This window comes from Deinococcus pimensis DSM 21231 (assembly GCF_000519345.1).
Lineage (GTDB): Bacteria > Deinococcota > Deinococci > Deinococcales > Deinococcaceae > Deinococcus_A > Deinococcus_A pimensis.
The window spans coordinates 314,252-338,811 of sequence record NZ_KI912633.1; the positions used below are offsets into that span (position 1 = coordinate 314,252).

General features: G+C 64.5%; 25 protein-coding genes and 2 pseudogenes. 8 read left to right on the forward strand and 19 right to left on the reverse strand.

What is annotated here, in order from left to right; genetic code table 11:
• Positions 1-112: 112 nt before the first annotated feature.
• From DEIPI_RS0106290 to DEIPI_RS28995, 5 genes and pseudogenes are all read right to left on the reverse strand, one after another.
• Positions 113-835: a PilW family protein gene (locus tag DEIPI_RS0106290; RefSeq protein WP_084474005.1), complete on the reverse strand. Its 723-nt coding sequence runs from the start codon at positions 833-835 to the stop codon at positions 113-115.
• Complete coding sequence (locus tag DEIPI_RS0106295) at positions 832-1,299, reverse strand: prepilin-type N-terminal cleavage/methylation domain-containing protein (protein WP_027481229.1); 468 nt, start codon at positions 1,297-1,299, stop codon at positions 832-834. Before DEIPI_RS0106295 ends, DEIPI_RS0106290 begins: the two co-directional genes overlap by 4 nt.
• Positions 1,299-1,748, reverse strand: coding sequence for a prepilin-type N-terminal cleavage/methylation domain-containing protein (locus tag DEIPI_RS0106300; protein WP_169737033.1), 450 nt, complete (start codon positions 1,746-1,748; stop codon positions 1,299-1,301). Before DEIPI_RS0106300 ends, DEIPI_RS0106295 begins: the two co-directional genes overlap by 1 nt.
• The gene (locus DEIPI_RS0106305) at positions 1,745-3,430 is read right to left on the reverse strand and encodes a hypothetical protein (RefSeq protein WP_027481231.1); all 1,686 of its coding nucleotides are present in this window, start codon (positions 3,428-3,430) and stop codon (positions 1,745-1,747) included. The genes DEIPI_RS0106300 and DEIPI_RS0106305 overlap by 4 nt, the downstream gene beginning before the upstream one ends.
• Positions 3,431-3,745: 315 nt before the next feature.
• Positions 3,746-4,842: pseudogene (locus DEIPI_RS28995) on the reverse strand (IS3 family transposase).
• A 165-nt stretch (positions 4,843-5,007) separates the two neighbouring features.
• On the opposite strand from DEIPI_RS28995, the gene DEIPI_RS37475 reads away from it, so the two are divergent.
• Entirely contained in the window at positions 5,008-5,622 is a 615-nt protein-coding gene (locus DEIPI_RS37475) for a hypothetical protein (protein ID WP_157463497.1), read from the forward strand.
• A 669-nt stretch (positions 5,623-6,291) separates the two neighbouring features.
• Here DEIPI_RS37475 and DEIPI_RS0106315 read toward each other — a convergent pair.
• From DEIPI_RS0106315 to DEIPI_RS0106345, 7 genes are all read right to left on the reverse strand, one after another.
• A complete protein-coding gene (locus DEIPI_RS0106315) occupies positions 6,292-7,995 on the reverse strand; it encodes a DUF927 domain-containing protein (RefSeq protein WP_084474007.1) in 1,704 nt (567 codons plus the stop codon).
• A 263-nt stretch (positions 7,996-8,258) separates the two neighbouring features.
• On the reverse strand, positions 8,259-9,293 hold the full coding sequence (locus tag DEIPI_RS29000) for a tyrosine-type recombinase/integrase (protein WP_052351633.1): 1,035 nt from the start codon (positions 9,291-9,293) through the stop codon (positions 8,259-8,261).
• A gap of 12 nt (positions 9,294-9,305) precedes the next feature.
• Positions 9,306-9,536: a hypothetical protein gene (locus DEIPI_RS0106325; RefSeq protein ID WP_027481233.1), complete on the reverse strand. Its 231-nt coding sequence runs from the start codon at positions 9,534-9,536 to the stop codon at positions 9,306-9,308.
• Positions 9,533-9,925, reverse strand: a complete 393-nt coding sequence (locus tag DEIPI_RS0106330) for a hypothetical protein (RefSeq protein WP_027481234.1) — start codon at positions 9,923-9,925, stop codon at positions 9,533-9,535. Before DEIPI_RS0106330 ends, DEIPI_RS0106325 begins: the two co-directional genes overlap by 4 nt.
• A gap of 144 nt (positions 9,926-10,069) precedes the next feature.
• Positions 10,070-10,444, reverse strand: coding sequence for a hypothetical protein (locus tag DEIPI_RS0106335; RefSeq protein ID WP_027481235.1), 375 nt, complete (start codon positions 10,442-10,444; stop codon positions 10,070-10,072).
• Positions 10,444-10,809: a hypothetical protein gene (locus DEIPI_RS0106340; protein WP_027481236.1), complete on the reverse strand. Its 366-nt coding sequence runs from the start codon at positions 10,807-10,809 to the stop codon at positions 10,444-10,446. Before DEIPI_RS0106340 ends, DEIPI_RS0106335 begins: the two co-directional genes overlap by 1 nt.
• Entirely contained in the window at positions 10,806-11,348 is a 543-nt protein-coding gene (locus DEIPI_RS0106345) for a hypothetical protein (protein ID WP_027481237.1), read from the reverse strand. The genes DEIPI_RS0106340 and DEIPI_RS0106345 overlap by 4 nt, the downstream gene beginning before the upstream one ends.
• Before the next feature lie 192 nt (positions 11,349-11,540).
• Between DEIPI_RS0106345 and DEIPI_RS29005 the strand changes: the two genes are divergently transcribed.
• Positions 11,541-11,870 (forward strand): DUF7710 domain-containing protein, encoded by a 330-nt coding sequence (locus tag DEIPI_RS29005; protein ID WP_045233727.1) that lies wholly within the window; start codon positions 11,541-11,543, stop codon positions 11,868-11,870.
• Here DEIPI_RS29005 and DEIPI_RS42200 read toward each other — a convergent pair.
• From DEIPI_RS42200 to DEIPI_RS29015, 5 genes and pseudogenes are all read right to left on the reverse strand, one after another.
• Positions 11,789-12,247, reverse strand: coding sequence for a transposase (locus tag DEIPI_RS42200; RefSeq protein ID WP_084474009.1), 459 nt, complete (start codon positions 12,245-12,247; stop codon positions 11,789-11,791). The two genes, DEIPI_RS29005 and DEIPI_RS42200, sit on opposite strands and share 82 nt — an antisense overlap.
• A 75-nt stretch (positions 12,248-12,322) precedes the next feature.
• A pseudogene (locus DEIPI_RS42205) lies at positions 12,323-12,634 on the reverse strand (transposase); the annotation flags it as partial.
• Positions 12,635-12,756: 122 nt separating this feature from the next.
• Positions 12,757-13,143: a DDE-type integrase/transposase/recombinase gene (locus tag DEIPI_RS42210; protein ID WP_027481238.1), complete on the reverse strand. Its 387-nt coding sequence runs from the start codon at positions 13,141-13,143 to the stop codon at positions 12,757-12,759.
• A gap of 15 nt (positions 13,144-13,158) precedes the next feature.
• A complete protein-coding gene (locus tag DEIPI_RS37480; RefSeq protein ID WP_157463499.1) occupies positions 13,159-13,437 on the reverse strand; it encodes a hypothetical protein in 279 nt (92 codons plus the stop codon).
• Between the two features lie 106 nt (positions 13,438-13,543).
• Positions 13,544-13,753, reverse strand: a complete 210-nt coding sequence (locus DEIPI_RS29015; protein WP_045233729.1) for a hypothetical protein — start codon at positions 13,751-13,753, stop codon at positions 13,544-13,546.
• Between the two features lie 719 nt (positions 13,754-14,472).
• Here DEIPI_RS29015 and DEIPI_RS0106365 point away from each other — a divergent pair.
• The 6 genes from DEIPI_RS0106365 (at position 14,473) to DEIPI_RS0106390 (ending at position 22,325) form a co-directional block, all read left to right on the forward strand.
• A complete protein-coding gene (locus DEIPI_RS0106365; RefSeq protein ID WP_027481239.1) occupies positions 14,473-16,191 on the forward strand; it encodes a DEAD/DEAH box helicase family protein in 1,719 nt (572 codons plus the stop codon).
• Positions 16,188-16,877 (forward strand): type I-C CRISPR-associated protein Cas5c, encoded by a 690-nt coding sequence (gene cas5c, locus DEIPI_RS0106370; RefSeq protein WP_052351634.1) that lies wholly within the window; start codon positions 16,188-16,190, stop codon positions 16,875-16,877. Before DEIPI_RS0106365 ends, cas5c begins: the two co-directional genes overlap by 4 nt.
• Positions 16,867-18,582: a type I-C CRISPR-associated protein Cas8c/Csd1 gene (locus tag DEIPI_RS0106375; protein WP_027481241.1), complete on the forward strand. Its 1,716-nt coding sequence runs from the start codon at positions 16,867-16,869 to the stop codon at positions 18,580-18,582. Before cas5c ends, DEIPI_RS0106375 begins: the two co-directional genes overlap by 11 nt.
• Positions 18,579-19,688: a type I CRISPR-associated protein Cas7 gene (locus tag DEIPI_RS0106380; RefSeq protein WP_027481242.1), complete on the forward strand. Its 1,110-nt coding sequence runs from the start codon at positions 18,579-18,581 to the stop codon at positions 19,686-19,688. Before DEIPI_RS0106375 ends, DEIPI_RS0106380 begins: the two co-directional genes overlap by 4 nt.
• A 688-nt stretch (positions 19,689-20,376) precedes the next feature.
• The gene (locus tag DEIPI_RS0106385; RefSeq protein WP_027481243.1) at positions 20,377-20,670 is read left to right on the forward strand and encodes a hypothetical protein; all 294 of its coding nucleotides are present in this window, start codon (positions 20,377-20,379) and stop codon (positions 20,668-20,670) included.
• Positions 20,671-21,377: 707 nt separating this feature from the next.
• Positions 21,378-22,325, forward strand: coding sequence for an IS110 family RNA-guided transposase (locus DEIPI_RS0106390; RefSeq protein WP_027481244.1), 948 nt, complete (start codon positions 21,378-21,380; stop codon positions 22,323-22,325).
• Positions 22,326-23,236: 911 nt separating this feature from the next.
• Here DEIPI_RS0106390 and DEIPI_RS29020 read toward each other — a convergent pair.
• Positions 23,237-24,148, reverse strand: a complete 912-nt coding sequence (locus tag DEIPI_RS29020; protein WP_169737035.1) for a DNA/RNA helicase domain-containing protein — start codon at positions 24,146-24,148, stop codon at positions 23,237-23,239.
• A gap of 56 nt (positions 24,149-24,204) precedes the next feature.
• Positions 24,205-24,560 (reverse strand): hypothetical protein (locus DEIPI_RS39070; protein ID WP_045233730.1); only part of this gene is annotated, 356 nt, incomplete at its 5' end.

A 24,560-nucleotide genomic window follows, 5' to 3' on the forward strand; every position in this document is an offset into this window, starting at 1 on the left:
GACATCAAGAATTCAAAAATCTTTGATTAGTCTTCAAAATTTATTAGCACGTGCTGCTCTAATATGAGTACCGTATCAGAGCAGCACGTGCTAAACGAGCTTTACGCAGACCTCACTGTGCTGTGCCGCCTGTCTTAGTGCCACCGCTGATGTTCCGCGCAAAGGCACCAAGCGTCACATATGTCGTTTGGCTCGGTGTGTATGTGGTCACTCCACGAATGGTGCGGCCCGCCCGTAGCTTGATCGTCGCTTCCGTGGGATCGCTCACCGACGTCCCCGTCACTTCAAAACGCGCGTCTTCGACATAGTCCATCACCAACCGCACCCATGGATTTGACAGGCTCGCAATCCCGGACGCATCCGGAAGGGACGAGCATGCCCGGTACTCGGCGATGACGTACCGTGTGGCGTTGCTGTCATCCGACGGCACCTTAAGGTACTCACCGCTGAACCCTGTGAAGCTCTGGCGTGAGGCCACATAATACGCGACGAACTCGTTCGGCGTGCTGGGATCCGTCACGCAGGTCCCGTAGACTGCTGCGGGAACGATCATCGCGATCATGCTAGTTCCCGCAGCAGACGGCGCGGCCGGGGCGATGCTCGTGTCGAGCGTCACCGTCTTCCCAGCCGGCAGGATGTACGTGGCCTTGCGAACGTCGTCCGCGATGACGTTCGCCGTGCCCATTAACGCCTGGTAGGAGGTGCTCCCGAAGCTCGTGGAACTCGTGAGGGTACTCGACGTCGCGAAAAAGTTTACCGCGATCGTCAGGACCAGCCCGCCCACGACCAACGCGATGAGCAGCTCGATCAAGGTGAAGCCCACAGCGTTCTTCATGGACGCGCCACCCCCATCGTCGCTTTGAACGTCTGCCCCGAGGCCGGCGAACTTGAGGTCTTCTTGTACTCCACGGTGAGCAGCACGACTTTGGCGGTGTTGAGGTTCACGCTCGGCCCGCTCGGCTGCACGGCCGCGGCGGCGGTGCAGGTCGTGAAGCTGGTGGTGTCCGCAGCGCAGGCGGTCACTTCCCAGGTGTACCCGCTCACGCTGAGTGGCGGCGCAGTGTATTTCGCGCTGGTGGTGGAGGCGTCCAGGATGCCGTACCGGTCAGTGTTGCGCCAGACGTTGGTGATGCGCTCGAGGTACTCCTGTCCGGCCTGGTTGACGCTGATGGTGTTTTTTGACTTGGTGTTGAGTTGCAGGTTCGTCATGAGGAGGTTCATCAGCAGCAAGCTGGCGACGAACACCCCCATCGCGACGAGCACTTCCAGAAGTGTGAATCCCTGATGGAGGCGCTGCATCAGCGGACCTCCGCGATGACCGTCTGACCCAGCACGTACGCGTACCGAGTCTGGGACTGTCGGGTGAGGGTCACTTTGACATCCCAGGCGAGCGACCCGAACGGCGCGGTGAACGTGAACGGATATGCCGAGCCGGACGGGGTGGGGCAGGACGTGCGGCACTCCAGGCCAACGGTGGTGACGGGCAGCTTGAGGGCGCTGACGGTCCGACTGTCCTGGCTGACCTTCACGGTGTTGGCCGACAGGTCAAGCGTGACCACAGCGGACATGTTCTTTTTGCGGGTGAGCGCCTGCGCGAGCTGGAAGCTGCTGGTGATGCTCTGCGCGGCGTCTCGGGCCTGCATGTTGTTGTAGGTCGACCGGAAGGACATGACGCCCAGGGCGAGCAGGATCGTGGTGACGCCGATCACGACGAGCAGTTCCACAAAGGTGAAGCCAGCGGATCTCAATTGCTCACTTCCTTCCACTGATTGGTGCGGGCGATCGTGACGCTGCTGGGGATGGTGACGTAGTTGGCGAGGTCCTTGCTCAGCTGCGCGAGCATCTCGGGATCAAAGCAGATTTTGGGGTTGTGCTGGGCACTCAGGGCGTTGCTGGAGCATACGGCCACGCTGTCACCGCCGCCGTTGCCGCGCACCTTGAGCTGCGGGTTGGTGTTGGCGGTGCCAGTTTCAGCGACGACCGCGCCCGCGAAGCTTTGTCCGCCGGGCATGTTGATGGGTCGGTTGTCGGTCATGACGTAGATCAGCCCTTTGAAGGCGCCGTTGCTGGGGTTGTTGACGTTGAAGAACGTGTCGGCGCTGATGTTGGATTTGCGGGCGTCGATGATGAGGACGCGGGGGGTGGTGCAGTTTTTCAGGTCGACGCTCGCGGCGGTACCTGTGTCGAGCCATTGAACGGTGGAGGTGGTGGGGCAGCTGTCCGCGCTGATCTTCTGGGTGCTGCTCAGGCCGCTGTAGAAGGTGGTCTTGTCGACACCGAAGATTGTGTCGAACAGCGTGGCGGGCGGCTGATCGAAGGTGGCGCAACCGCCACTCATGTTGGTCTGGCAGGTGAAGCCGCTGGTATTCGCGCCGCCGGTGGTGGTGCCGCCCGTGTAGTACGTCATCACGGCGGGAATGTTGGTGTTGGGGACGAGCGTGCCGTCGCTCGTGCTGGGGTAGGCGGGCATGCTCAGGGGGGTGCTCTGGTAACCGGTGGTGACGTAGGTGGTCGTGGTGGTGCCCCCACCGCTACTGCCACCACCGCCACTGTTGCCGCCACCGTTGCCGTTGCCGCCACCGTTGCCGTTGCCGCCGCTGTTGCCGTTGGTGGTGGTGGTCTGGGCGATCTTGGTGGGCACCTGCTCATTGATGGCGGTGAGGGTCATCTTGCCGGTAGCGCTGTCGGACGCAGTGACCATGTAGCGGGTGAGCTCGTTGGCGGACAGTGTGTAGCTGAGGCCGGAGGGCTGCGGCATGCTGACGATGTCGCCGAGTTTGGGCTGTGTTCCACCCGACTTGTAGGTGACGTCGTACTTTTTGGGGCTGCCGCTGCCGCTGCAGGTGCGGTTGTTGCTGGCGACGGGCGTGCAGGTGAAGGTGAAGCTCTTGCTCAGGTCGATTGTCGCGGCGACTCCATCAACGGGAGCGTTGCCGTTGTCGGTGCTGTTGCCGGTGGTGGTGATCGCGGCGGGGGTGAAGAGACCGACCTTGCCGGATCCAGCGGTGGCTTTGACGAGGAGGTTGGTCTGGACGACACGGACGCTGAGGGCGGTGCGGTCCTTGCCGGTGCTTTTGACGGTGACGAGGTTGCCCGCGGCAGTGGCGGTGACGGTGAAGGTGCCGGTGCCAGTGTCGAAGGTGGTGGTGCCGGCAGCATTCTTCATGCTCGTGAGAACAGTGACGAGGCTGGTGGCGGCGTTGTTGTCGGTGGTCCCAGTGACGGCGCTCGTCTTGGCCTGCGCGTAGGCGATGGCCTGTTCGAGCCCGGTGCTCGCGGCGTAAAAGGCCTCGAGGCGTTGGTTATCGTTGGTGCTGTTGCGGTAGGACCCTATGGATGTGAATGAGAGGGTGGCGATGGCAAGACCCATCACAATGATGATGCCGAGGACAGCAATGAGGACGAAGCCGGACCGACAGGTTATGTTCATGCGTCTCCTTGGGGAGGGTGACGAGTAGAACGATGTGAAGTATCTAACGCTCACCTCATCATAGGGGGCCGAGCGAATTGGGGAGTACCCCCTGATAGGGGTACTTTCTATGAAAAATTTCTAAATATACTTCGGTGCGGACCTATCCAGGTCCTTTCTTTCAAGAACTCCAACCTCAACGTGAACCCGTGCCCTTAGGACCACCCCGTGTATTCACAGGTCGAACTGCTGCGCTTTGGCCTTGCCTGAGTTTTGTGGACAGCGAGTCTAGACGACCCGACGTTGCTCCTCGAACAGTACCGGAGCCAAGAAGCCTCATGCTGAATGTCGCCGTTGTCGGTTGAAGAACACCGAGGGTGGACTCGAAGACCTCCAGACGCGCCCGCGCCCTCGACTCGAACAACCGACCGTCCAGCAACTCCCGTTTCAGCGACGCGAAAAACGACTCCACCACCGCGTTGTCCCAGCAATCCCCCTTCCGACTCATGCTCGGCACTGCACCCATTCGCCGCAACGCCCGCTGATACGACCAGCTCGCGTATTGACTCCCCCGGTCCGTGTGATGCACCAATCCTGGCGCGGGTCGGCGGCCCTTGTATGCCATCTCCAGCGCAGCGAGCGGCAACGCAGTGGTGATCCGCTCACTCATCGCCCAGCCCACCACCCGCCGCGAGTACAGGTCGATCAGCACCGACAAGTACAGCCAGCCCTCTCGGGTCGGCAGATACGTCAGGTCACCGACCCATACCGTGTTCGGCTCGTTCACGCCGAACCGCCGTTCCAGCAGGTTGGCAGCCAGCGGGTACATGGGATCGGACATCGTCGTGACGCGGTACTTCCGTTTCCCTTTGCCCTGCAAGCCCGCTGTACGCATCAAACGCGCCACGCGCTGCCGACCGCACCGCACGCCCCGCGCTTGAAGTTCGGCGTGCACGCGCGGTGCGCCGTACCGTCCCTTGCTGCGCTCGTGCACGTCCTGGATGTGCTGCGTCAACTGTTGATCCTGCTGCCTACGGCGGCTGACGGGTCGGTCCCGCCAGGCGTAATATCCGGCCCTGGACACGCTGAGTACGCGGCACAGCAACCCGATGGGGTGTGTCCCACGCTGCGCGTGAATGAACGCGAACTTCACCGGGCCTCCTTGGCAAAGAACGCGGCCGCTTTTTTCAGGATGTCTCGTTCCTGGCGCAGTATCTCGTTCTCGCGACGGAGACGCTTGATTTCAAGCGTTCTTTGCCCGACCCAGGGAAGGCCAGTCCGTCTCGGTTGCGGTGATCCGCGACCCACTTACGCAGCAAGGATTCACTGAGGCCGAGGTCGCGGGCGACGCTGGCCAGGGTGACATCGGGTTGCTGCGCAAGCCGGATGGCGTCGTGTTTGAACTCAAGGGTGTAGGTTCGGCGTGCTGCCATGGTGACCTCGTCCTGATTGTCGAGGCTATTCCCGTTGTCCACCAAACCCAACCAATTTCAACATGACCATGGGAGAGTTTCAGTACACCGCGCGTCACGTCTACTCATTCGAAGGTCGGCGCAACCTATGTGGCCCTTTTGAGCGCTGTCTTCTACATTGGACGCATGCTTGACGAGCGCGCCCTTAACGACACCCTTCAACGTGCTCTTCAACGCGCTGGGCACCATCCTCATAAGGTGCTCCTCACCCTTGACCAATTGCGGGTCCTTGCGGAAAAGGCGAACTTTACCTGCCAGGTCACGGGGCGCCGTTTGAACACGGACGATAACGGGGCTTTTCCGGAGGTTGTGAAGTCCAACCTGCGGTCGAATCTCAGTGTGTCCAACGCGCGCCTCGTGTGCAGAGCGGCCGCAAAGCTGCTCGACCTCACCACGGACGACGTTGAGGGCCGTGATCTGCTGCTGGAGGTCTTCCGAGACTTACGTCAGCTTCGTACTCGTGGACAAGGGACGGTTCCACCGCGTCGGGGTAGGGCAGACCCTGCCGTTCAGCGCCTGTCGGGGGAGGGTATGCCAGCCCCGCAGCAGGACCTCTCGTCGCTTGATCCGGACGTGACGATCACGCTAATGCAGCGGCTTAGGAGAGGTACGGTCCGCAGACGAGCGGGAACCTACGAGGGCCGGGTCTGGCTGGCAGGTTCGCGTCTGACGGTGTATGCCTCCACTGAGGAGGAAGTCTGGCGGCAACTCGCCAAGGCCGTGACCACTTCAGCGGAGTAGAGGAGCCGTTGAGGCGGATGGAGGGGTGATTGGCGTGGCTCCTCGTCGCTTATGCTTCAGTTGCTGACCTGAAAGGACAAAATGGTCAGCGACGTCATTGGCTCGACTGGGAATTGCGGCCAAGTCGTAGGAGCTTTTTATGCCTTGAGGAATTCCCGCTGAAGCTGGCAGCGTATTGACAGTCCGCAGTCAGGTACTCCAGCAAAAAGCAGCCTCATCGAACAGCGTGATTGCGCTGATAGACGAGCTGCGTAGTCATGTCGAAAGCCCCGCCGTTTGACCAGCTGAGCCGCCTGCTCGACCTCGTCGAGAGGTACGCCGCGCAGCACCTCGAAGTCGTCCAGGCGCTCGCACGGGCCCTCACGCCAGCCTCTGCGAGGAGACTCAGATTGGAGGCGCCGCCCGACCCGCTTGAGTTCGACCGGGAAGACGTTGAGCCGAGTTTTACGCTTGGGAACGCGGACGTCCTGAAGTTCGACATGGCGCTGGGGTTGCGGCTCACGCGCAAGGACGGGCGGGCACGTGGAGTGCGTCATCGACCAGGTCCGCAAAGAACGGCAGTGTGCGTTACGCTTCACCAGATGGAGCGTCTACGCGCTGGCTGGACGTGTACAAAAGCGGGGCCAGGGCGTCCACCCTGGCCTCGTCTATCTGCTCACACCTCACAGCTCACAGCTGAGGTTCGTGTTCGAGCGCCTCGTCGGGAATCACGAGCACACGGACACTGCGCATGAGCGCTGGGCAGTACAGCGCCTGGGTGCTGGTCGTCTCACCCGGCTGGATCCAGCCCGCGGCCGCCCAGCGCCGCCCGTGCAACTGCACCGCCTGCTTCGGGAGTTGACCTTTCATGGCGCTGGTGATGATGTACCACGTGCCGCCTTGCCGCCAGCCGATCAGCGCTCCACCCGTGTGGAGGCTGTCTCCCCATGGCTTCGTCTCGCGACGCGCCTGCAGGACCAGCATCCGCAGCGTCTCGAACACCTCCGCGGTAGGAGCGCTCGAACGGCGCTGCTCGGTCATGAGCTCTGCCAGGACGCCGGGAAGGTGAGTAACCTGGTCGGGCACCTCGCACCTTAGGACCTGTGTGCAGAGCACTTCCAGCACGGTCTGCGCCGCCGCGACCGTGTGCGCCCAGTCCTGCAGCGCCCGCAGGGCCTCTGTGCGGCGCAGTTGATCCACACGCGTCTCAAATGCTGACCAGTCGGCGAGGACGCAGCGCGCGACCTGCACGCCGAGATGCCCGGCGCCACGTTCCCACGCGTCCTCAAGCAGTCTCGCGCGCTCAGCGCCAAGGGCGCTGGCGCGTCCGGCGCCCGTGCCGAGCGGGAGCTGGTCGTTGCCGTCGAGGATCAGCATGCGGTTGTGGCTGCCTGCGTACAGCAGGCTTGGGGGCGCTTCACCGACGAGCAGCATCGCTCCGCCGAGTGGGGTGTTGCCCTGCGCGCCTGTGAAAGGGGTACCGCGGGTGTAGGACTGCCCGTTGGCGAAGTTGTACGTGACGCGGTCCAGTACACCCGAACGTCCAGCGGTGTGCGCTTCGTCGATCAGGACGGGCAGCCCGCCGAGCGTCTCGAGGGTCTGCAGGTAGCCTTTGTCGGTGCTGCCCGTCGCCTGCATCGAGAAGGGCGCCAGGCCGGGCGTACCCCAGATGCCGGTGGCGAAGTTCGCGGCGGTGGTCTTGCCGAGGTTGGAGTCCCCAGCGAGGTACGTGACGGGAAAGCGGCGGACGCGGAGGCGACGCAGGAAGGGCGCGGCGAGCGCTTGCCCGATCAGCCACAGCAGCGCGTGGTTGCCTTCCCAGTCCAGCAGGTTGCGTAGCGCGCACTGGTAGGCGTGCTCATCCGGAGTGGGAACGTGCTGATCGGCGCCGGGACCGACGTAGGGCACGTTGCCTTCGGAGCTGGAGGTGGATGTGACGAGATGCCCGGAACGCAGCAGACCCAGCCGGGTGCTGACGAGCCGTTCGGGCAGCGAGGAGGTGTTGCGCGCTTCGTACTCGAAGAGGAACTTAACAAGCGCGGTCGCGTTGCAGACGCTGATGTTGGCGCCCCTGCCCGTAAGGTGCCGGATGAGTCCACCGGGGTAGGCGAGTTCACGTCGTGGAACAGTAATGGTATGCGCGCGACCACGCACCCCGAAGAGCACTTCAAAGAACTGCTCGTCGGTTGCAACATCTCTCGTCACCGCATGAACGCGGATGGGACCTTCATAAGCGAGTATAGTTGGCCTGTTGACTGGCGTGTAATATAAGTTTTCGCCACGGTATTCAAATTGAACGGGCAACTGAAGTAGTAAATTAGTCTCAGGGTGAACCCTTGGACAGATGTCTTGGTCTTCTTCTGTTGGCCTGAGAGTTGGATCTTCAGTGATCATGCGGGCCTCTTTTTGCAATGAGAGGGCGGCCGAGCCTCGCGGTCCGGTTCGGTGGAGTTCTTGACTCCCCTTGTTCGTGGATAGGAGCCGACAGTCGCGTGGTCAGACGCGTGGAACGTCACCGTGCTGTCCGGGCGGTGCGGTTCCCGTCAACTTCCTCATAAACATCCTGGCAGTTCCGTCAACTTGGAAAGGTGTGCCTGGTCGAGCAATCAAGTCGGTGCGGGTGGAGCGGCCGCTCCACCCGCTGCTCAAGCTGCCGCTCAGGCAACTCGGGTTTCGTCCATTCCGGGCGGATTGTGGTCTGACGCCTGGGCTTGGGGAGCGGGGAGCCGCGCGGTGAGGAGGTCGGCGAGGGTGGGAGTGTGACGTTCGTGTTCCTCGCGGTAGACGTGGCGGTACAGGTCGAGGGTGACGCTGGGGCGGCTGTGCCCGAGCTTCTCGCTGACCACCTCGACGGGCACGCCGCGGGCGAGCATCAGGCTCGCGTGGGTGTGACGCAGGTCGTGAAAGCGCAGCGGGCCGAGACCAGCCGCGCGTGCGAGGCGGGTGGCGAGTTTGGTGAGGGAGTCGGGGTGAAGGCGGCGGCCCCACTGGTTGGTGAAGACGGGGCCGTCCTCGCGCAGCTGCGGGTGCTCGGCGTGCTGACGCTGGAGGTGGGCGCGTAGCAGGGTGATGGTGTCGTGAGCGAGGTGCACATCGCGGGTGCCGGCGGCCGTCTTGGGGGACCCGAGGGTGGGCTGACGACCGGCGAGGGTGAGGTTCTCGCGGACACGCAGGATGCCCGCGTCAAGGTCGAGGTGGGCGCGGCGGAGCGCGCAGAGTTCGCCGCGTCTGAGGCCGGTGAGGACCGCGAGGTGCAGGAGCGGCTCGAGCCGCTCACCTGCGGCGGTGGTGAGGAAGACGCGCAGCTCGTCGGGGGTGAGGGCGCGGGCGCGGCGGGGTTGTGAGCGGCGGGGAGCGCGAGCGCTGCGGGCGGGATTGTGCGCGGTGAGGCCCGTTTCGTGCGCGTCCTGAAGGGCGCCGCGGAGGATGACGCGGATCTGGTGGAGGAGAGAGTTGGAGTACCCGGCGCGGCTGAGGCGGCGGTAGGTGCGGGTGAGGTCGGTGGGGGTGAGGGTGTGGAGGTCGTGGTCGCCGAGCAGGGGCAGGAGGTGTTTGTGCGCGAGGTGGGTGTAGTTCGCGTGGGTTTTGGGGCTGAGGGTCGCTTGCTTGATGTCGAGCCAGCGGGGAAGCCAGTCGCGCAGGAGCAGCGGCGCGGAGGGCGCGTTGAGGGTCAGGGGGGCGGGGTGGGTCATAAGGGTCTCCGTTCAGTCGTGGGTGCGGGCGCGGTCGGCGGCGAGCAGGGCGCGCAGCAGCGTGACGAGCTCCGCGCGGGTGTGGGCGTGCGGGGTGAGCAGCAGGTGATGGACAGCCTGAACGCAGACGCGCCGGACCTGCGCGGGATTGAGGCGGTGGGTGTCGTGTGGCAGGAGCCGCAGCCGCAGCTGACGGGTGAGGTCGGCGACGGAGTCGTCGGACGCATCGTGGGGAGGCGTCACTGGTCGTCCTCGGGGAAGGGCGCCTCGAGGCGGCCCTGCAGGAAGCGGGCGCGCGCTTCCTCGGTGGGCGCCTGGGGGTGGGTGGAGAGCCAAGTGCCGTACTCAACGTGGAGGAAGGGCAGCGCGGCGCGGCCGTGGTGGAGGAGCAGCGTGACGTCCCCGGCGTGCCACGCGCTTGATTCCGGGGCGGCCCAGAGTCTGGTGGCGTGGTGGAAGAGCGGGACGAACAAGAAGAGGACCGCGTCGCGGTCGCTGCCGCGTTCTCCCTCGCGAACGGTGTCGGGCAGGGGAAGGGCGAGGAGCAGCTCGTAGAGACGGGCGAGGGTCGCGGTGAGGGCGGCGGCGCCAAGTTGTGTCCGGTCGTCCTTGAAGTGAGGATCGTTGTTCATCAAGTGATGACATTGCTCGATGTATGAAGGAATAGCAAGTTGATGAAAAAGCGCGGAAGTAATGAAGATATTCGATGTGATTTTCATGATTGGCGGCAAATAGAAAAGCCCTTCCGGCGGGAAGGGCAGGGGGACCGTCAGCGTTCAGCCGTCGGAGTCGCGGCGTGACCGTCTGAAGCGCTCGTCGGTCTTGCGGGCGTTGCGGTTGCGGGCGTCGCGCTGCTTTTCGATCAGCAGCGTCTTGGACTGCTGACGGCGTGTGAGCACAACGCGTAGCAGCATTCGCAGGACCACCGCGCGCAGCAGCGGGCGCTGTTCGCGTTTGACGAGCAGCGTGTGCAGCACGTCGAGGCTTGCGCGGATGACCTCCGCCTCGGAGGCGGGGTGGTGCGCCTCTGCGTCCCTGGAGTCGGCGAGGGTGTCGTCGAGGAGCCGCTGGAGTTCGGCGAGGGTGGTCTCGTCGGCGGGGGTAACGTTGATGACCTTGCGGATAGTGAGCGCGCGTGGATCGTCGGGCATTAGTTCACCTCGCCCGGCCAAGGGGGTGGCTGCCGACGGTCGTGGAGAAAACGGCGGTAGGCGTCAGGAGTGGGCGCGTCGGGATGATCGGGGGGCCAGTGGCCGTAGGCGACGCGGAGGAAGGGCAGAGCGCGTTTACCGTGGCGCAGCAGCAGCGCGGCGTCGCCCGGCCACCAGTCGCTGCCGCGCTCGTCGGCCCAGAGCTGAGTGGCGCGGCTGAACAGCGGCGGGAAGTGCGCGAGGAGCGTCTCGCGTTCGTTGCTTCTTTCGCCGGGCGCTCTGGTGTCGTCGAGCCTCGCGCGGAGCAGGTCCTCGTAGAGCCCGGTGAGCTGCTCGAGGTGGTCGGAGAGTCGGGTGGAGCTCACTGGGTGGTGCGGGCCTTGACGGCTGCGTCGACGCGGCCGCGCAGGTCCGGGTCGAGGCAGTAGAGCGCGACGAGGGTGACGTAGAGGTCCTTGAGGGCCTGCGGGAAGCGCGCTTCGCAGCTGGCTTTGAGGGCGCGGCTGAGCGCGGCGCTGATAGGGTGCAGCAGCTGCCGCACCTGTGCGGGCTGGGTGCGGCGCCGCCAGGGCTGTCCCGTGTCGCGCAGGAAGCTCTTGAGGGCGTCGGTTCCTGGGTCGTTCGTCGCGCTGGTACTGAAGCGCGCGGCGAGCAGGGCGAGCGCGCGCGTTTGCAGATCGGGCCACGCGAGGTACGCGCCGACGAGGGTCTGGAGGGTGAGTTTCCAGTCGGTGTCCGGGGGGACGTGGGTGATGAAAGCTGTGACGAGGGAGACGCTGGCGGCGTGAGTAGCTTGGTGTTTGCCGTGCGGCCAGGGGTCGCGAGGATGCCAGGGAATGTCGCGCTGCGTGAGGGCGAGCTGGAGGAGGGGGAGGTCTTCGTTGAGCTGAGGTGGTGCGGTCACGGTCTGACATTGCCTCACCTCACGCCTGATATCAACTTCGCAAGATCACAAGAAGACAAGCAAGCAACTAAGTGAAGCGTCTCGTCGGTACGTGAGTATCGATCCCGCCACACTTATTTTCTGACCTTTAGATCACCTATCAATACATGATTTCGCCTTTGTGCGGCCGAACGACTTTCTACTGTGTCTAAGATGCAGCACCTTGAGCGCTACGTATGGGTGTTCAGCCGAGGCAGGACGTCTGGTGTGTTCAGCTCCTTCCGTACGGCTGAGGCGTGGATCGAGCAGCACCAACTGTCCGGTCTGCTGACCGCCTACCCCCTCGACGAAGGTGTCTACGACTGGGCTATGCGCAACCATCGCTTCCGTCCCAGTAAGCCCCATCATGGAAGCCCCGACCAGGTGGCGAGCTTCGACAGCGCCTATCTGGCGCACGTGCACTACGAGGATGGGCAAGCACAGGCTGAACGTGAAGATGCCCTCGCCTTATCACGGCGTCTTGGGAGCCAGAGCAGCACATAGGCGACCAGCACGACGGCGTAGAAGTGACGCCCGCGCTTCTCGTACCGTGTCGCGATCGCGTGGAAATTTTTGAGGCGCCCGGCAAGCCGCTCTATGACGCTGCGTCCAGCGTACAGCTCGCGGTCGCATACGGGAGCACGACCACCCATTGAACCAAGCGCCAAGCGGCGCTGTCGTGCGTCCTCTCGCTCCGGGCACACGCAACGCCTCCCACGCCGCTTGAGTTGCGTTCGGTACTTCCGCGCACCGTACGCGCGATCCACGCGCAGAATCAGGGCGTGCTTCCGAAGCCATCCAACGCCGACGCGAGGAACGCGAATCACGTCGAGGACGGAAAGCAGGTACGTACCGTCAGCAAACTGCCCCTCGCTCAGCATCACCGCAAGTGGTCGAGCATGCCCGTCAGCTCAGAGATGCAGTTTGGTGGTGCTGCCACCTCGAGTGTGACCTAATCACTCGCCTTCCAGCTTGGGACGAGCATTGTTACGGGCCGCTTGTGTGCTGGCATCCGTCGCGCGGCGGTGAACACGCTTATGAGTGCTGTCGAGCGCAGCACCATGCCAGTCGATTTTCCCTTTGTGATCAGGGAGCGTTTGCAGGGTCTGGAGGAGGCGAAGCCAGGTGCTATCACGTTCCCAGCGGGCGCATCGGTCACGACAGGTACGCCAGGGGCCGTACCGCCCGGGGATATCGCGCCAAGGCGAACCAACTTTGATGCGCCAGAAGATGCCATTGAGGACGCTTCGGTGATCAGCATAGGGGTGGCCGGATAATGCTACAAGTTCTCCTTCGGACGGCGATACAAGCCCTCGCCTGACGAACCAATCGCTCCCACGGTGTCACGTACCACACCGCGGAATGCCGCCGCTCCCGGTTGTACCACCCCTCAAATCCGCGGAGTCCCCCCGTACCTCCTCCAGCGACTGCAATCAAACCGGAACGCGAAGTCATGCTTGAACGTTCGGTTGAGCCGCTCGATGATCCCCTTTCCTCCCGCCTGGCTCACCTTGCACCGCATTGACACGCCGCGCTGCGCGCACGCCGTCTGGAATACCTCACTGGTGAAGTCGCTGCCCGCGTCGCTCTGCACCAGCACCTCGTCTGCAACCCCGACTCGGCGCACCGCCTGCACGCCCTCATTCAGCGTGAGTTTCGCCAGTTGTCCCGATGAACTCCACGCCGCCCTGCTCGCCAAGACAGCTCGGGAGTCGACGTCCACCATCGAGTACACCCAGCACACAGAGTCCGGCAGGGACAGTCGTGTCGCGTCCATCTGTACCCGACGACCTCAGACCACTCGGTTACCGTGGGGACATTCACGCCAGCCTTCCGGGTCTTGCGTGGTTGGAGCCGGGTTGGGTTCCAGATCGCGCAGCGCGATGCGCACCTTGTGCAGCCCGATGCGCTCTCCGCGCGCTTTGCGTTCCTGGTACAGCAACCGGTACCCAGTGGTGGGCTGGGCGAGGACGACTTGCCGCACCGTGTCGCACAGCCGGTCGTGCTGTCGCCGACGTGCCAAACGCTGCGGTGCCGTCTGTCGGGCATCGCGCAACTGGTGGTACGGCACGCCCGCGTGCCGCGCGAAGCGCCGTGGGGACAAGGTGGGGTAGCGCCGATGCAGGGCCAGAAGCTCGTCATGGCTCAGAGCCGTCGGGCTGTTAAGCTCGTAACCTTCAGACCCTGTGGACCACCACGACCGTCGTGCTGCCGTCCTCCAGATCCGCGTATGTACGTGCGACACGAACCTGATTTCCGTCCACTTGGGTGATCGTTCCAACCTCAGGGGCCGCCGCCCCAGGTCGGAGCCTCACATGAATCACAGCCGCCTCGCCAACCTCTTCGTAGCTGCGGTCCGTGTAGTCCAACCCGGAAAGGCCTGTCATCCCGGCAGTGTACCGGCCGTACTCCCGACGGGGTACCCTTGACTTTTACATCTCGCTGATCCTGTTCGCTGTCCTGCTCGGCCCCTCCCTGGTCACGTCGTTCGTTCGACTGCCAGTCCCTCGCCGTCCGCGCCGAGGCAAGACGCGAAGGTTCTTGGTGACGATTCCCTCCGTTCCTCTCGCCGTCCGCCGCATTAGCGCAGTAGCCACCGTTCGGACGTGGCGGGGAGCATGTCGTCCAGCGCCCCGAAGGCGGCACACCTCTGAAGGCCCTCACGTTCCCTCTCACAGTGACGCTTCACCTCAATGATCATGGCGTCCGCGCGGCGTTCCACCTTGACCTCCTGCAGTCCCGATGACCGACCACCTGCGTGTTGCTCTGACGACCCTTGGTCACGCTCGTCGTCCGGTACCCCACGGGAAGCGCCCACCTTGAGCGGGACTTCGACGAGGACGACCCAACATCGCATGACCCACTCAGCCGAGCGCGAACATCAGCAGCCTCGCCGACGGCTTGACGCGGGTATCCACGATGGACGTGACCTTCGCACCAGGCGGTTGATCCGTGTGATCTATGCGGATGGAGTGACCGGCGAGGTGAAGACATGTGCCACACGGATCCTCGCGGTGGCCCAAGCGCAGGTGTTTGTGTTCTCGGCAAGGTACTGTGGTTGCCTGGCGGGATGCGATAGTGGAAGCGTCAGACTTGAGGATCTGGAATGCGAGAACTGCGGTTGACCGATCACATGACGCTGGCCCACTCCCTGTTGACCCTAGCGGACGGGGAACTCCTGACAGCTGCGGCATTGGCGTACACGGCAGGGCATGCCGCGCTCGCCATGGCCTTGCTTGGCGTGCACGAGCAGCTTCCCGACGCACCCGTCCTCGCGGCGCAGCTTGGAAGTGTGAAGCTGACCGCCGCGCAGTGTGACGCTCTGCGTGACCTTCCCTCCGTACCGCGTCCACCCCTGACGTTCCCTTCCGGGGAGGCGGACACGTGGATTCGGTTGTTGTCCAGCGTGCTTCAGCAGGACCTGCTGGGCCGCCCGGTTGCTTCACCGGATGATCCGATCGACGTGACCTGTCTGGGCGTCGGGCTTCCGGACGAGGTGACCGCGCAGCCCACGGGACTGTTCGAGATGTCCTGCTCAGATCATGAGGTGAGGCGAGCGGCCGCGTTGACGTTTGCGACGCGGCATCAACGAACGCATGGGCATCAGCGGGTCGTGTTCGCCGCGTCGCATCCGTTGTATGCGCATGACCTCAACCACGCGTGGCGCGAACTGTTCGGCGCGTCGGTCGGGTTCAACCCGCGGCATGCCGTGGTGATCACGACGGCTCGGCAGGTGATGCGGGCGCTGCTCGGCAACACCCGGCGTGACTTGAGGTTGCTGGCGTTTCTGCAGGGCAGCGTGCTGATCCTCGATCAGCCGCATGTCCTGCCCCTCAAGCATCTCGACGTGACCTTGCAGGCCCTTGAGGAGTTCGCGCACCTCACGGGCATGACGGTGCTGTTCGCGCATGATCTGCCTCAGACCTTCCGCCGGCAGCTGCCCGGTCTCACCTCGATCTCGGTGCCTCCAGTGGCCTTGCAGGGCGGCGCGACGGTCAGGCCGCACAGCCCAATTCATGTTCGCTTCGCGGGAACGTTTGACCTGGAGGAATTGGCCGTTCGGCTGGAGCAGGAGCTGCAGGTGTTGTGCGTGACGGGCAACCGGAAAAGTGCTGCGGCGCTCGCGCGGCTCGTGCCGGACGCGTTGATGCTGAGCCGAGCGTTGTGCGGGGAGCATCGGCAACTGGTGCTGCAGGAAGCGCAGCGGCGGCTCACGTTGGGGGAGCCGGTCCGGTTGTTCGCGACGCATTCAGTGCTGCACATCGCGCGTCTTCAGTTCGAGCAGGTGTGGCACACCCTCGCGCCGTTGGAGGAACTGGCGCTGGTGGCGCGCGCGTCGCGGTCGCAGCAGGACGTGCGGGTGTTCGAGGTGATCGGGGAGCAACGGCCACGTGAGAACCTGCTGGCGGAGCAGCTGACGCGGCAGGTGCTCCGCGAAGCTCAGGGGCGCGCGTTGACCTTGGAGGACCTTGCGGCGTACTACACGCTGCGTATGTCGAGCAGCAACCTGGACACCCTGCAGTTGCGGTTGCATCGTCAGCGGCTTCTCGTGCAGACCGTGGCGGAGCGGTACGCGTTCTACGACGACCCGAACATGCTGGTCGCCGTGCCGTTTGATGATGAGGCGCGTCGTCTGGCGCGTCACGCGCACGGTCGTCCGTTGAGCCGCGCGGAACGTCAACGGCTTCGGGGGTACACGGCGGCGTTGTCGCTCACGGCCTTTCAGCGGGCGGTCGAGCAGGGGAAGGTCGTCATGACGTCCGCCGGGGCGGTGTGGCTGGGAGGGTACGACCGCACCAGCGGCATCGCGGAGCCGCTCCCGTGACCTTGGTCGAGGTGGAGGCGCAAGTACGGGTGAAAGTGTGGGGCGCCGCGGCCTGCTTCACCCGTCCGGAGTTGCGGGTGGAGCGCGTGTCGTATGACGTGATGACGCCCAGCGCGGCCCGTGGCGTGCTCGAAGCGATCTACTGGAAACCGGAGTTTCATTATGAGATTCGCGCGATTGACGTGCTCCGCCCGATCCAGCGGTTGTGGCTTCGTCGCAATGAGCTCAAGGACCGCAGCCGAGGACCGACCAACGCGGAGCACAACCGCGCGCAGCGGCTCACGGTGGCGTTGCTTGACGTGGCGTACGTGATTCATGCGGATCTGATTGCCGCGCCGCACGAGCCGCACGGCGCGAGAAAGCATCAGGCGGCGCTGGAGCGGCGGTTGCGGCGCGGGCAGTGCTTCACGCGGCCGTTTCTGGGTTGCCGGGAGTTCAGCGCGAATTTCGAGCTTCCGGGCGTGGAGGATCAGCCCTGGCCGATTGATCGGGCGCTGGGGACGATGCTGCTCGACGTGCGGTTCGAGCGGGAGGAGCGCGGACCGAACCTCTTCCGTACGCATGACGTGCATGGGGCGCGCCCGGCTCGCGGGTCCGCGCGGGCGGTGTACTTCCAGGCGGCCTTGCAACAGGGGCGGATGCTGGTGCCGGCCGCGTCGTACCGGGAGGTGTGGGATGCTCGCTGAACTGCTGCGCGCGCAAACCGAACAGCCGGACGCGCCTCGGTTGTACCGGAGGGTCGCGCCGCTCCTCACGGTGCACCTCACGCGGGAAGGGCAGCTACGGCAGGTGGTGAGACATCCCAAACCAGCCAAAGGAGAAACGCCGTACACGGTCCTAGCGCCGGAACTGCCGGTCGCGCGGACCCGCACGTTGCGTGCGACCTTGCTGACCGACAACTTGATGTACGCCTTCGGGCGTCCCAAGGACGCAGATGACACGCGTGCCCGTCTGGCGCACGAACGTTACCTCGAGACGCTGCATGCCTGCGCCCGGGAGACGGGGAATCAGGAGGTGAGGGCCGTCCTAACTTTCCTCGAGGCCGTCCCACCTGACCTCTTTGCGGAGGGGGACATGCGGTGGAAGGACCTAAACCCGGACGGGTTGGTCGCGTGGCAGGTGGAAGGGCTGGACCCGGCCGTGGCGCCAGAAGTGCAGCGCTGGTGGGTCACGGTGTGTCTGACCGAACGGACCGCGTCGGAAGGGTATTGCGCGGTGACCGGGGAGTGGGGTCCCCTCGCGACGAACGCACCGGTGATCAAAGGTATGCCGTTCGGGCAGCCGAGCGGGACGCTGCTGCTCAGCCTCAACGGCAGCGCCTTCGACGCGTATGGCATGACGCACCTTCGAGTCGCGCAGAGCGCTGCGGAGCGGTTGAGCGCGCTGCTCACGCGTCTGCTCGCCGATCCGGACCGGCAGTTCAGGCCCTCCGCGCACAGCCCCGTGATTTACCTGTTGTGGACGTCCACTTCAGGGGAGGCGTTGGCGTGGCTTGATCAGTTCACCCCTGACGCCGCTCAGGCCGTGCTGAGCAGCTTACGGTCGGGCACGCCCATCAAGCACCTGCCGCAGGCAGGACGTGTGGACATCCTCGCCCTACAAAGCAACGGCGGCCGGATCAGTGTCCGCTGGCACGAGCAGGTTGACGCTGCGCGTCTGGCCGCTCAGGTCAACAGGTTTTTTGAAGCGCAACGCGTCACCCTCGACAGTGGGGCAGGGACGGTGACCTTCGGGGTGGGCGCGCTCCTGGAGACGCTGACGCTGGGAGGCGCGACGTCGATCGTCGCGCGAGATGAGGAGGCGTTGATGCAGTTCGTGCTGAACGCGCGGCCGTTGCCTGCCGTATGGCTGCCCCGACTGGTTCGTCACGCTCGCCGTGTGGAAATCACGGCGCACCTCGCGGCATTTCTTCGACTGACCCTCACCGCCAAAGGAGTGCCTGTGTCTCACGATCTCAACTCGACCCTTCATCCCGACCGTCGTCTCACACCCGAGCTTCTGACCGGGGTGGAACGAACGGCGTATCAATGCGGGCGTTACCTGGCGTTATGCGGGTACATTCACCGTCTTGTGATGGGTGACGTGCGGCTCACGCTGGCCGACCGGTTCCGGGTGGCCTTAATCACCTTCCCCGCCCGGACGTTCGGTCGGCTGGACACACAGCTGCAACTGCACCTGCGCTCACTCGCCCGGCAACGACCGGGACTGCACGCCGTCCTGACCGGTCTTCTGCTTGATCTCACCGCCGACATCACGCGGCTGCCCACGCAGTTCACGCCGGAGCAGCAGGGGTTGTTCGTGCTGGGCAGCTATCATCAACAGGCCGTGTTGCGGGAGCGGGCCCGCACGCAACGAGCGAAATCCACGAACAACGAGGCGTCTGACGAATGACCACGATCAGCTCGGAGCTTCCCGCGCACCTCGATCCTGCCCGCCGGCATGACGTGGTGTTCTTCTTCAGTGCGCACCTCAGCAATCCGAACGGCGATCCTGACGACGACAACCGCCCTAGGGTCAATCCCGTCACCAATCAGGGGCTCGTCACTCCCGAATCGTACAAACGCAAAATTCGCGATTACGTGCTGCTGACCCGCCCGTGGATGACGGCCACTGAACGGGACCGCAACGATATCTTCGTGCAGTCGGGGGTGCTGTTCAGCCAGCAGCTGACGGACGCCTACGACGCGCTGAGCCTCAACGCGTCCGAGCAGGGTCTACGGTTGTCTCCGGCCGAGGTGGAGTCGCTGATGGACGCGGCCCTCCCAACGCCCTTCACGCTTCATGAGACAGGCGTGACCTTTGACGGTACGCTGGACCGCCGAGCGACCGAGCAGCTCACGCGTGACCTACGTGAACGAGGCGTTCAAGACGCCCTGGTGAATCGACTGTTAGACCTGACCCGCGGTCGCAAGCCCTCCAAGGGCACCAAGCTGGACAACGAACGCAAGACCATGCCGTACCTGCAACGGCGGTACTTCGACATCCGGATGTTCGGCGGCGTCCTGATCGGAGAGAACGTCAGCGCGGGCAGCACCCGAGGTCCGGTGCAGTTCAGCTTGATCGAGAGTATCGACCCGGTGGACATCATCGAGCAGACCGTGACGCGTGTCGCGCGGCACAAAGCGGATGAAAAGGCGGGCGGCATGTTCGGCCGTCGCGCCCTGGTCCGGTTCGCCGTGTATCGAGGGCACATGTTTGTCAGCGCGCCGCTCGCCGGGTCCTCGGGTGTGACGCCCAACGACCTCGCGTTGCTGTACGACGCGATGCGGCAGGCATTCGAGCATTCTCGGTCCAGCGCCCGTCCGGACCTGCGGTTCCTCCGGATGGTCATCTTCTCGCATGACCACCCGTTGGGTCGGTACCCCGCGCACCGCTTGCTGGACAGCGTCCGTGTCGAACGTCACACGGACGCGCCCTCGGCTTTGGAGGACTACACGTTTGTCCTGCCTGACCCTGCCGCCCTTCCTGCCGGGGTCGTGATGACGGTGCTAGAGTGAAACTCCCCTGAGCGCCGGTGTCCGGTGAGCGAGGCGAGGATTGCAACATCGTCGGCATCCGAGGCGCCGAAGACACGACCGCTCCCAAGAGGGAGCGGTTTTGTTATGCTCGGAGTGCGCCCTCACGGGCGAGGATTGAAATAGCCTGATCGAGCTCCTGGTCGCGGTCGCGTGAGGCCCCACGGCAACGTGGGGCTTTCGTCATCGACGGTGAGGATGCGGTGGGACGCGGCCATCGTCTTTGGGACGTTCCCTGACGTCCCTAGGTGCTGAAGGCTCTTACTAAATGTTGCGTGCGACGGCCGTGACCTTGACCAGCCCGGAAGGTGGAACCCGGACGCTGTTGCCGCAAATGGTCCGTTCCGACGCGAAGGACACGGTGATCACGCTCGGGACGCCACTCGGGCCATCTTCGTACTGAAAGGTCGCTGGGGTCGGGTTGTACGCGAAGAAGCGGACACTAACGACGGGACTCATTGTAAAGCCCCTGGCTGGAGTTGCGTATCACGCGCACGAGCGTTAAAAAGACATACTTCGCACATCAAGAATCGAAGCGCCCGAGCCTAGGTTCCCGACGCATGTCATTGTGGGCCGAACGAACGTTCTTCTGATTCACCTTCACGTACCATGAGAGACCGCTTTAACTCTTCTTTGCCTTTGCGGTCGCCCTCCCCTCCCTGGAGGTTCTATGCGCCAAGGTTCCCCCGAACGATACGCCCGCGACCTGCTCGAACTCTTCGAAGGCCCTCGCGCCGAACTACGGCGCTTCGCGCACACCGAGGCCTTCCTCGGCCTCGCGCGACGAGAAGAAGCTCCCGCCGTCCGTGAACTCGTCGTGCTCGTCTTACGGCATGTCAAGAGCGCGGAGGTGCTGCCGCTCTCGTTCCTCGTCGAGGAACTTCAGACCATGCTCGACGACGCTCGGCAGGGCTTTCCCAAGGAGAATCCCGCCGTTCGTCGGCTTCGCAACGAAGCGCACTGACGCGGCATACGCTTGAATCGTCACGGAAGCGTACTCCGCGAGATCGGTAGGCCCGGAGGCCGCGTAGATATCTGGGAGGCTTCCCTGACACGCCGGGCTTCAACCTCGGGACGGTGAAGGTCGCTCGACGACGCGCGCAACCTCGAGGACCGCCCGGCGTGCCACGCTCTGACTGGAGCGTCCGTTCAACCTGACGTCGGGATGGGAGGAGACTCCGCCCTCGATTGGAGGCGCGTTCGTTCCGCCCGGCTTCTCAGCCCGTGCCGCTTACCGTGCTCAGCACGTGGTCGACGAAGGGCGAAGCCGGGATGTGCCATCGGCGTACTTTGAGGGTGGCGCGCTTCCAGAGCCTGCCCAGTTCGCCGGAGAGCCCACTCCGCCTGGTATCCGAGGGGAACGCGTCGGTCCGAGCGCTCAGCCCGACCCTCATGCCGCGACGACCGCGTGAAGTATCGAGGGCAGCGCCGGACTGACGCGCAAGCGGAACGTCCACACGACTGGACATCCCTCCGCCTGTCATGCAACTTCCTGGGGTGCGGCGTACGCTCAGAGCAGGCGCTGATGGCCACAAGCTGAGGCACAGCGTGGAGCTCCGACTCCGAACTCCACCACAGCGAGCGCGGCGCCCGTCTGCCCTGAAACCTGACCGCTGCTGTGCGCACCGTGCGCGAGGGTGATCCTGGGTATGGGCAGACTGAGGAGGACGTATGACGGACGTCTTCGTCGGCATCGACGTCAGCAAGCGGTGGTTGGACGTGGCCCTGCGTCCCTCCCTGGAGACGTGGCGCGTCACGAATAGCCCGGAGGACGTGGCAGCGCTCGCGGGGCACCTTGTGACGCTCACGCCGGTCCTGGTGGTGCTCGAAGCGACGGGCGGGCATGAGCGTGACCTCGTCGCGGCCCTGTCCGCGCAGGCATTGCCGGTGGTGGTGGCGCACGGCTGGCACGTCCGGCAGTTCGCCCGCGCCACCGGCAGGCTCGCCAAGACGGACCGGGTGGACGCGCTGGTCCTCGCGCAGTTCGCGGAGCGCATTCGCCCCGAGGTGCGTGAACTGCCGGACGCGTTCGTGGAGGAGCTGCGGGCGCTGGTGGTGCGGCGGCTTCAGGTGCAGGGCCTCCGGCTCGCGGAGGGCAAGCGACTGCTGATGACCCGTCATGAGGTGGTGCGGGCGAGTCTGACGGGGTCCGTGGCGCACCTGAAACTGCTCGAAGGGACGCTGGACAAGGAGATCATGGCCTGCGTGGGGCACAACGAGGCGGCCGTGGTGCGGTTTGGTCTGCTCACGAGCGCGCCGGGGGTGGGGCCGACGCTCGCGGTGACCTTGCTGGCCCTGCTGCCGGAACTGGGGCGGGTGTCGCACCGACAGGTAGCGGCGCTCGTGGGCGTGGCGCCCGTGAACGTGGAGAGCGGGACGAAGATCAGCCGCTGGCGGATTCACGGTGGGCGGGGGAAGGTGCGGCACGTGCTGTTCATGGCGACGATGACGGCCGTTCGGTGCAACCCGGTGCTGCACGACGCATACGTGCGCCTCAAGGGGCGGGGGAAGCCGCAACGGGTCGCAATGGTGGCGTGCATGCGGCGCTTGCTGGTGATGCTCAACGCGATGGCGCGGGATGGGAAGCCTTGGCGGGAGAGGAAGGAAGCGCCGGCCTGAAAGCGCGTACGTTGAGCTTGGGAGGCGTTGGAGCACGCGCGCTGACTCAGACGGTGAGTCTGCTGCCTAGAGGGTGCAGCTTCCCGACGTCCGGACGGGAAGCCCGGAACACCCTGGGCGCGTGAGCGCGTCATCCAGAGCGGGATTGTCCGGACGTCCTAGTAAGCCTGTCCCTTGATGTCGAGAATCGTTTCCAGAGGCTTAGCCGCGGGTGAGACGCTGGACGTACTGTGGCGGTGTCGAACCCGTCGCACCTTGTGCTGGGACAAGTCTGCCTTAACAAGCAGCAGGAGGTCCCACTCGACTGACGACCCGAGCGAAAGAAAAACGCGTGAGCTTCTGCAGCTGTTTGGGAGCACACGCCACTGTGTCTGGAGCTTCGCGCAGATCAGCATTCCTGCTTACCGCTCGACGCTACCCACTTTGAGCGGTCGGTGACCTGAGCTTTCTGATCTTGAAGCACGTTCTAACGTGAGCGTGCTTCCCATCGAGTTGGTGCTTAAGAACCTTGAAGAATTCGTGCAGGAGGTACAGATTGACATCATGGTCGAGCTCCCTTAGGTGGGTTGGGGAGGTGTGACATCGTGACCTAAGCTTGGGAATGTCTTCGTGCGGCAAGGCCAACCGCTGTGTGTAGGTGAGCGTGCCTTGCTCGTGCTTTACTACGGAAGGACGAACTGATTATTAATTTCACAAAATGCAACAGCGGATTTTGGCTAAACCCCACTTCAGTAAAAATTGTTAGCTATCGGACACATCGTTGATAATCCTCTACTCCTAGCTTCCATCTATGAATCAGAAGGCCAAGAGTTCGAATCTCTTCGGGCGCACCAGAAAGGAAGCACCCCGCACTCAGTGCGGGGTGCTTCCTTTTTCCCTGGTGGAGAGACGACCGTCCTCCCTCCCGGCCTTCAGAGCGTCGGCACCCCGACGCTCCTGAGCATCCGGTACGTTTCGTCGAGTGCGGGTTGCTCGGGAACGAAGAGGGCCATGCCGTCACGGCCTCGCGAGAGCAGCACGCGGTAGCTGTTGAGGCGCAGGGCTGCGGGGTCCTCCGGGGCGCGCCTTCCGGCCATCGTTCGTGAGGGACGGACGTTCCAGCCCTCACCGCCCCACGTGAAGTCCGTCCCCCAGCACAGGATGGGAAAGTCCAACTCCAGGCCCTGACACACGAACTCCGTCGCGATGTCCAGCAGCCGACAGCAGGACGCCGGGTCGGACGGCGGGTTGTTGAACCACGGTCCGGCCTTGTGGTGCTTCACGCCCTGCGTCCACGTGTCCAGCCCGACGCTCTTGAGGTTGGAGGCCTTGCTGGACGCGAGCAGGCCGTAGCGTTTGTCCTGCATGCCCTCGTAGCGGGCGCGTACGTACGACGTGGCCGCGTCGAGATCGCGGGTGACGTACACCTCGAAGCCCTGCTCGCGAACGCGGGGCAGGAGGGCCCGCGCCGCGTCCAGATCGCCTGACAGCAGGTCCGTCACCCACGTCTGCAGATCCTCGGCGAGGTGGGAGCGCAGCGAAACGGTCAGGTCGAGGTGGTCGCTCGTCCGCACCGGACCCGCGTTCGTGAACACGTGCGCGACCTTGGCGGGTGCAGGGACGACCCACGGCACGTCGACGCTACCCAGCGCGTCGTTCCACTGCGTCAGGCCCGCCTCCTCGCCCACATGGATCTCCTGCCCCTCGTCGATCAGGCCGACGAGCATCGCCCAGCCCGGCATGCCGCTCCCGAGCCGCAGGAAGTCCTCGGGCTCGCTGGTGGCGTGCCCGCGTTTCTCCTGTACCTGCCGCGCGTCCCAGAGGAAATCGTGCACGCCCTGCACGAACACCTTGCTCCTGAGGGCATGATGATCTCGGCCTCCCTGCGCTGCCCCCGAGATCAGACGAGGGTGGCGAGCAGCTCGCGGACACGGCGGTGTGTGGGGTGGACGTGCAGGAAGGACGCCCGGTATGCCCCGGGCACCTCGCCGATCGCGAGGTCGAGCCACTCGACGGCGGCGAGGAGCGGCGTCGCCGCGTCCGCGCGTCCGAGGGCGCTCAGCACCCGGTGGTGCGTCAGCAGGGGACGGGCGTAGTCCTCGCGGGGCGCGAAGTGCGGCAGCCGCTCCACGGACGCCGCGCTCCAGCCCAGGGCGCTCCCCGCGTCCCCCGCGTCCAGCGCCACCTCCGCCTGAACCGTGAGGGCGAGCGTCAGGAGGTCCGGGTGGTCGTGCCGACGCGCCAGTTCCGCCGCCT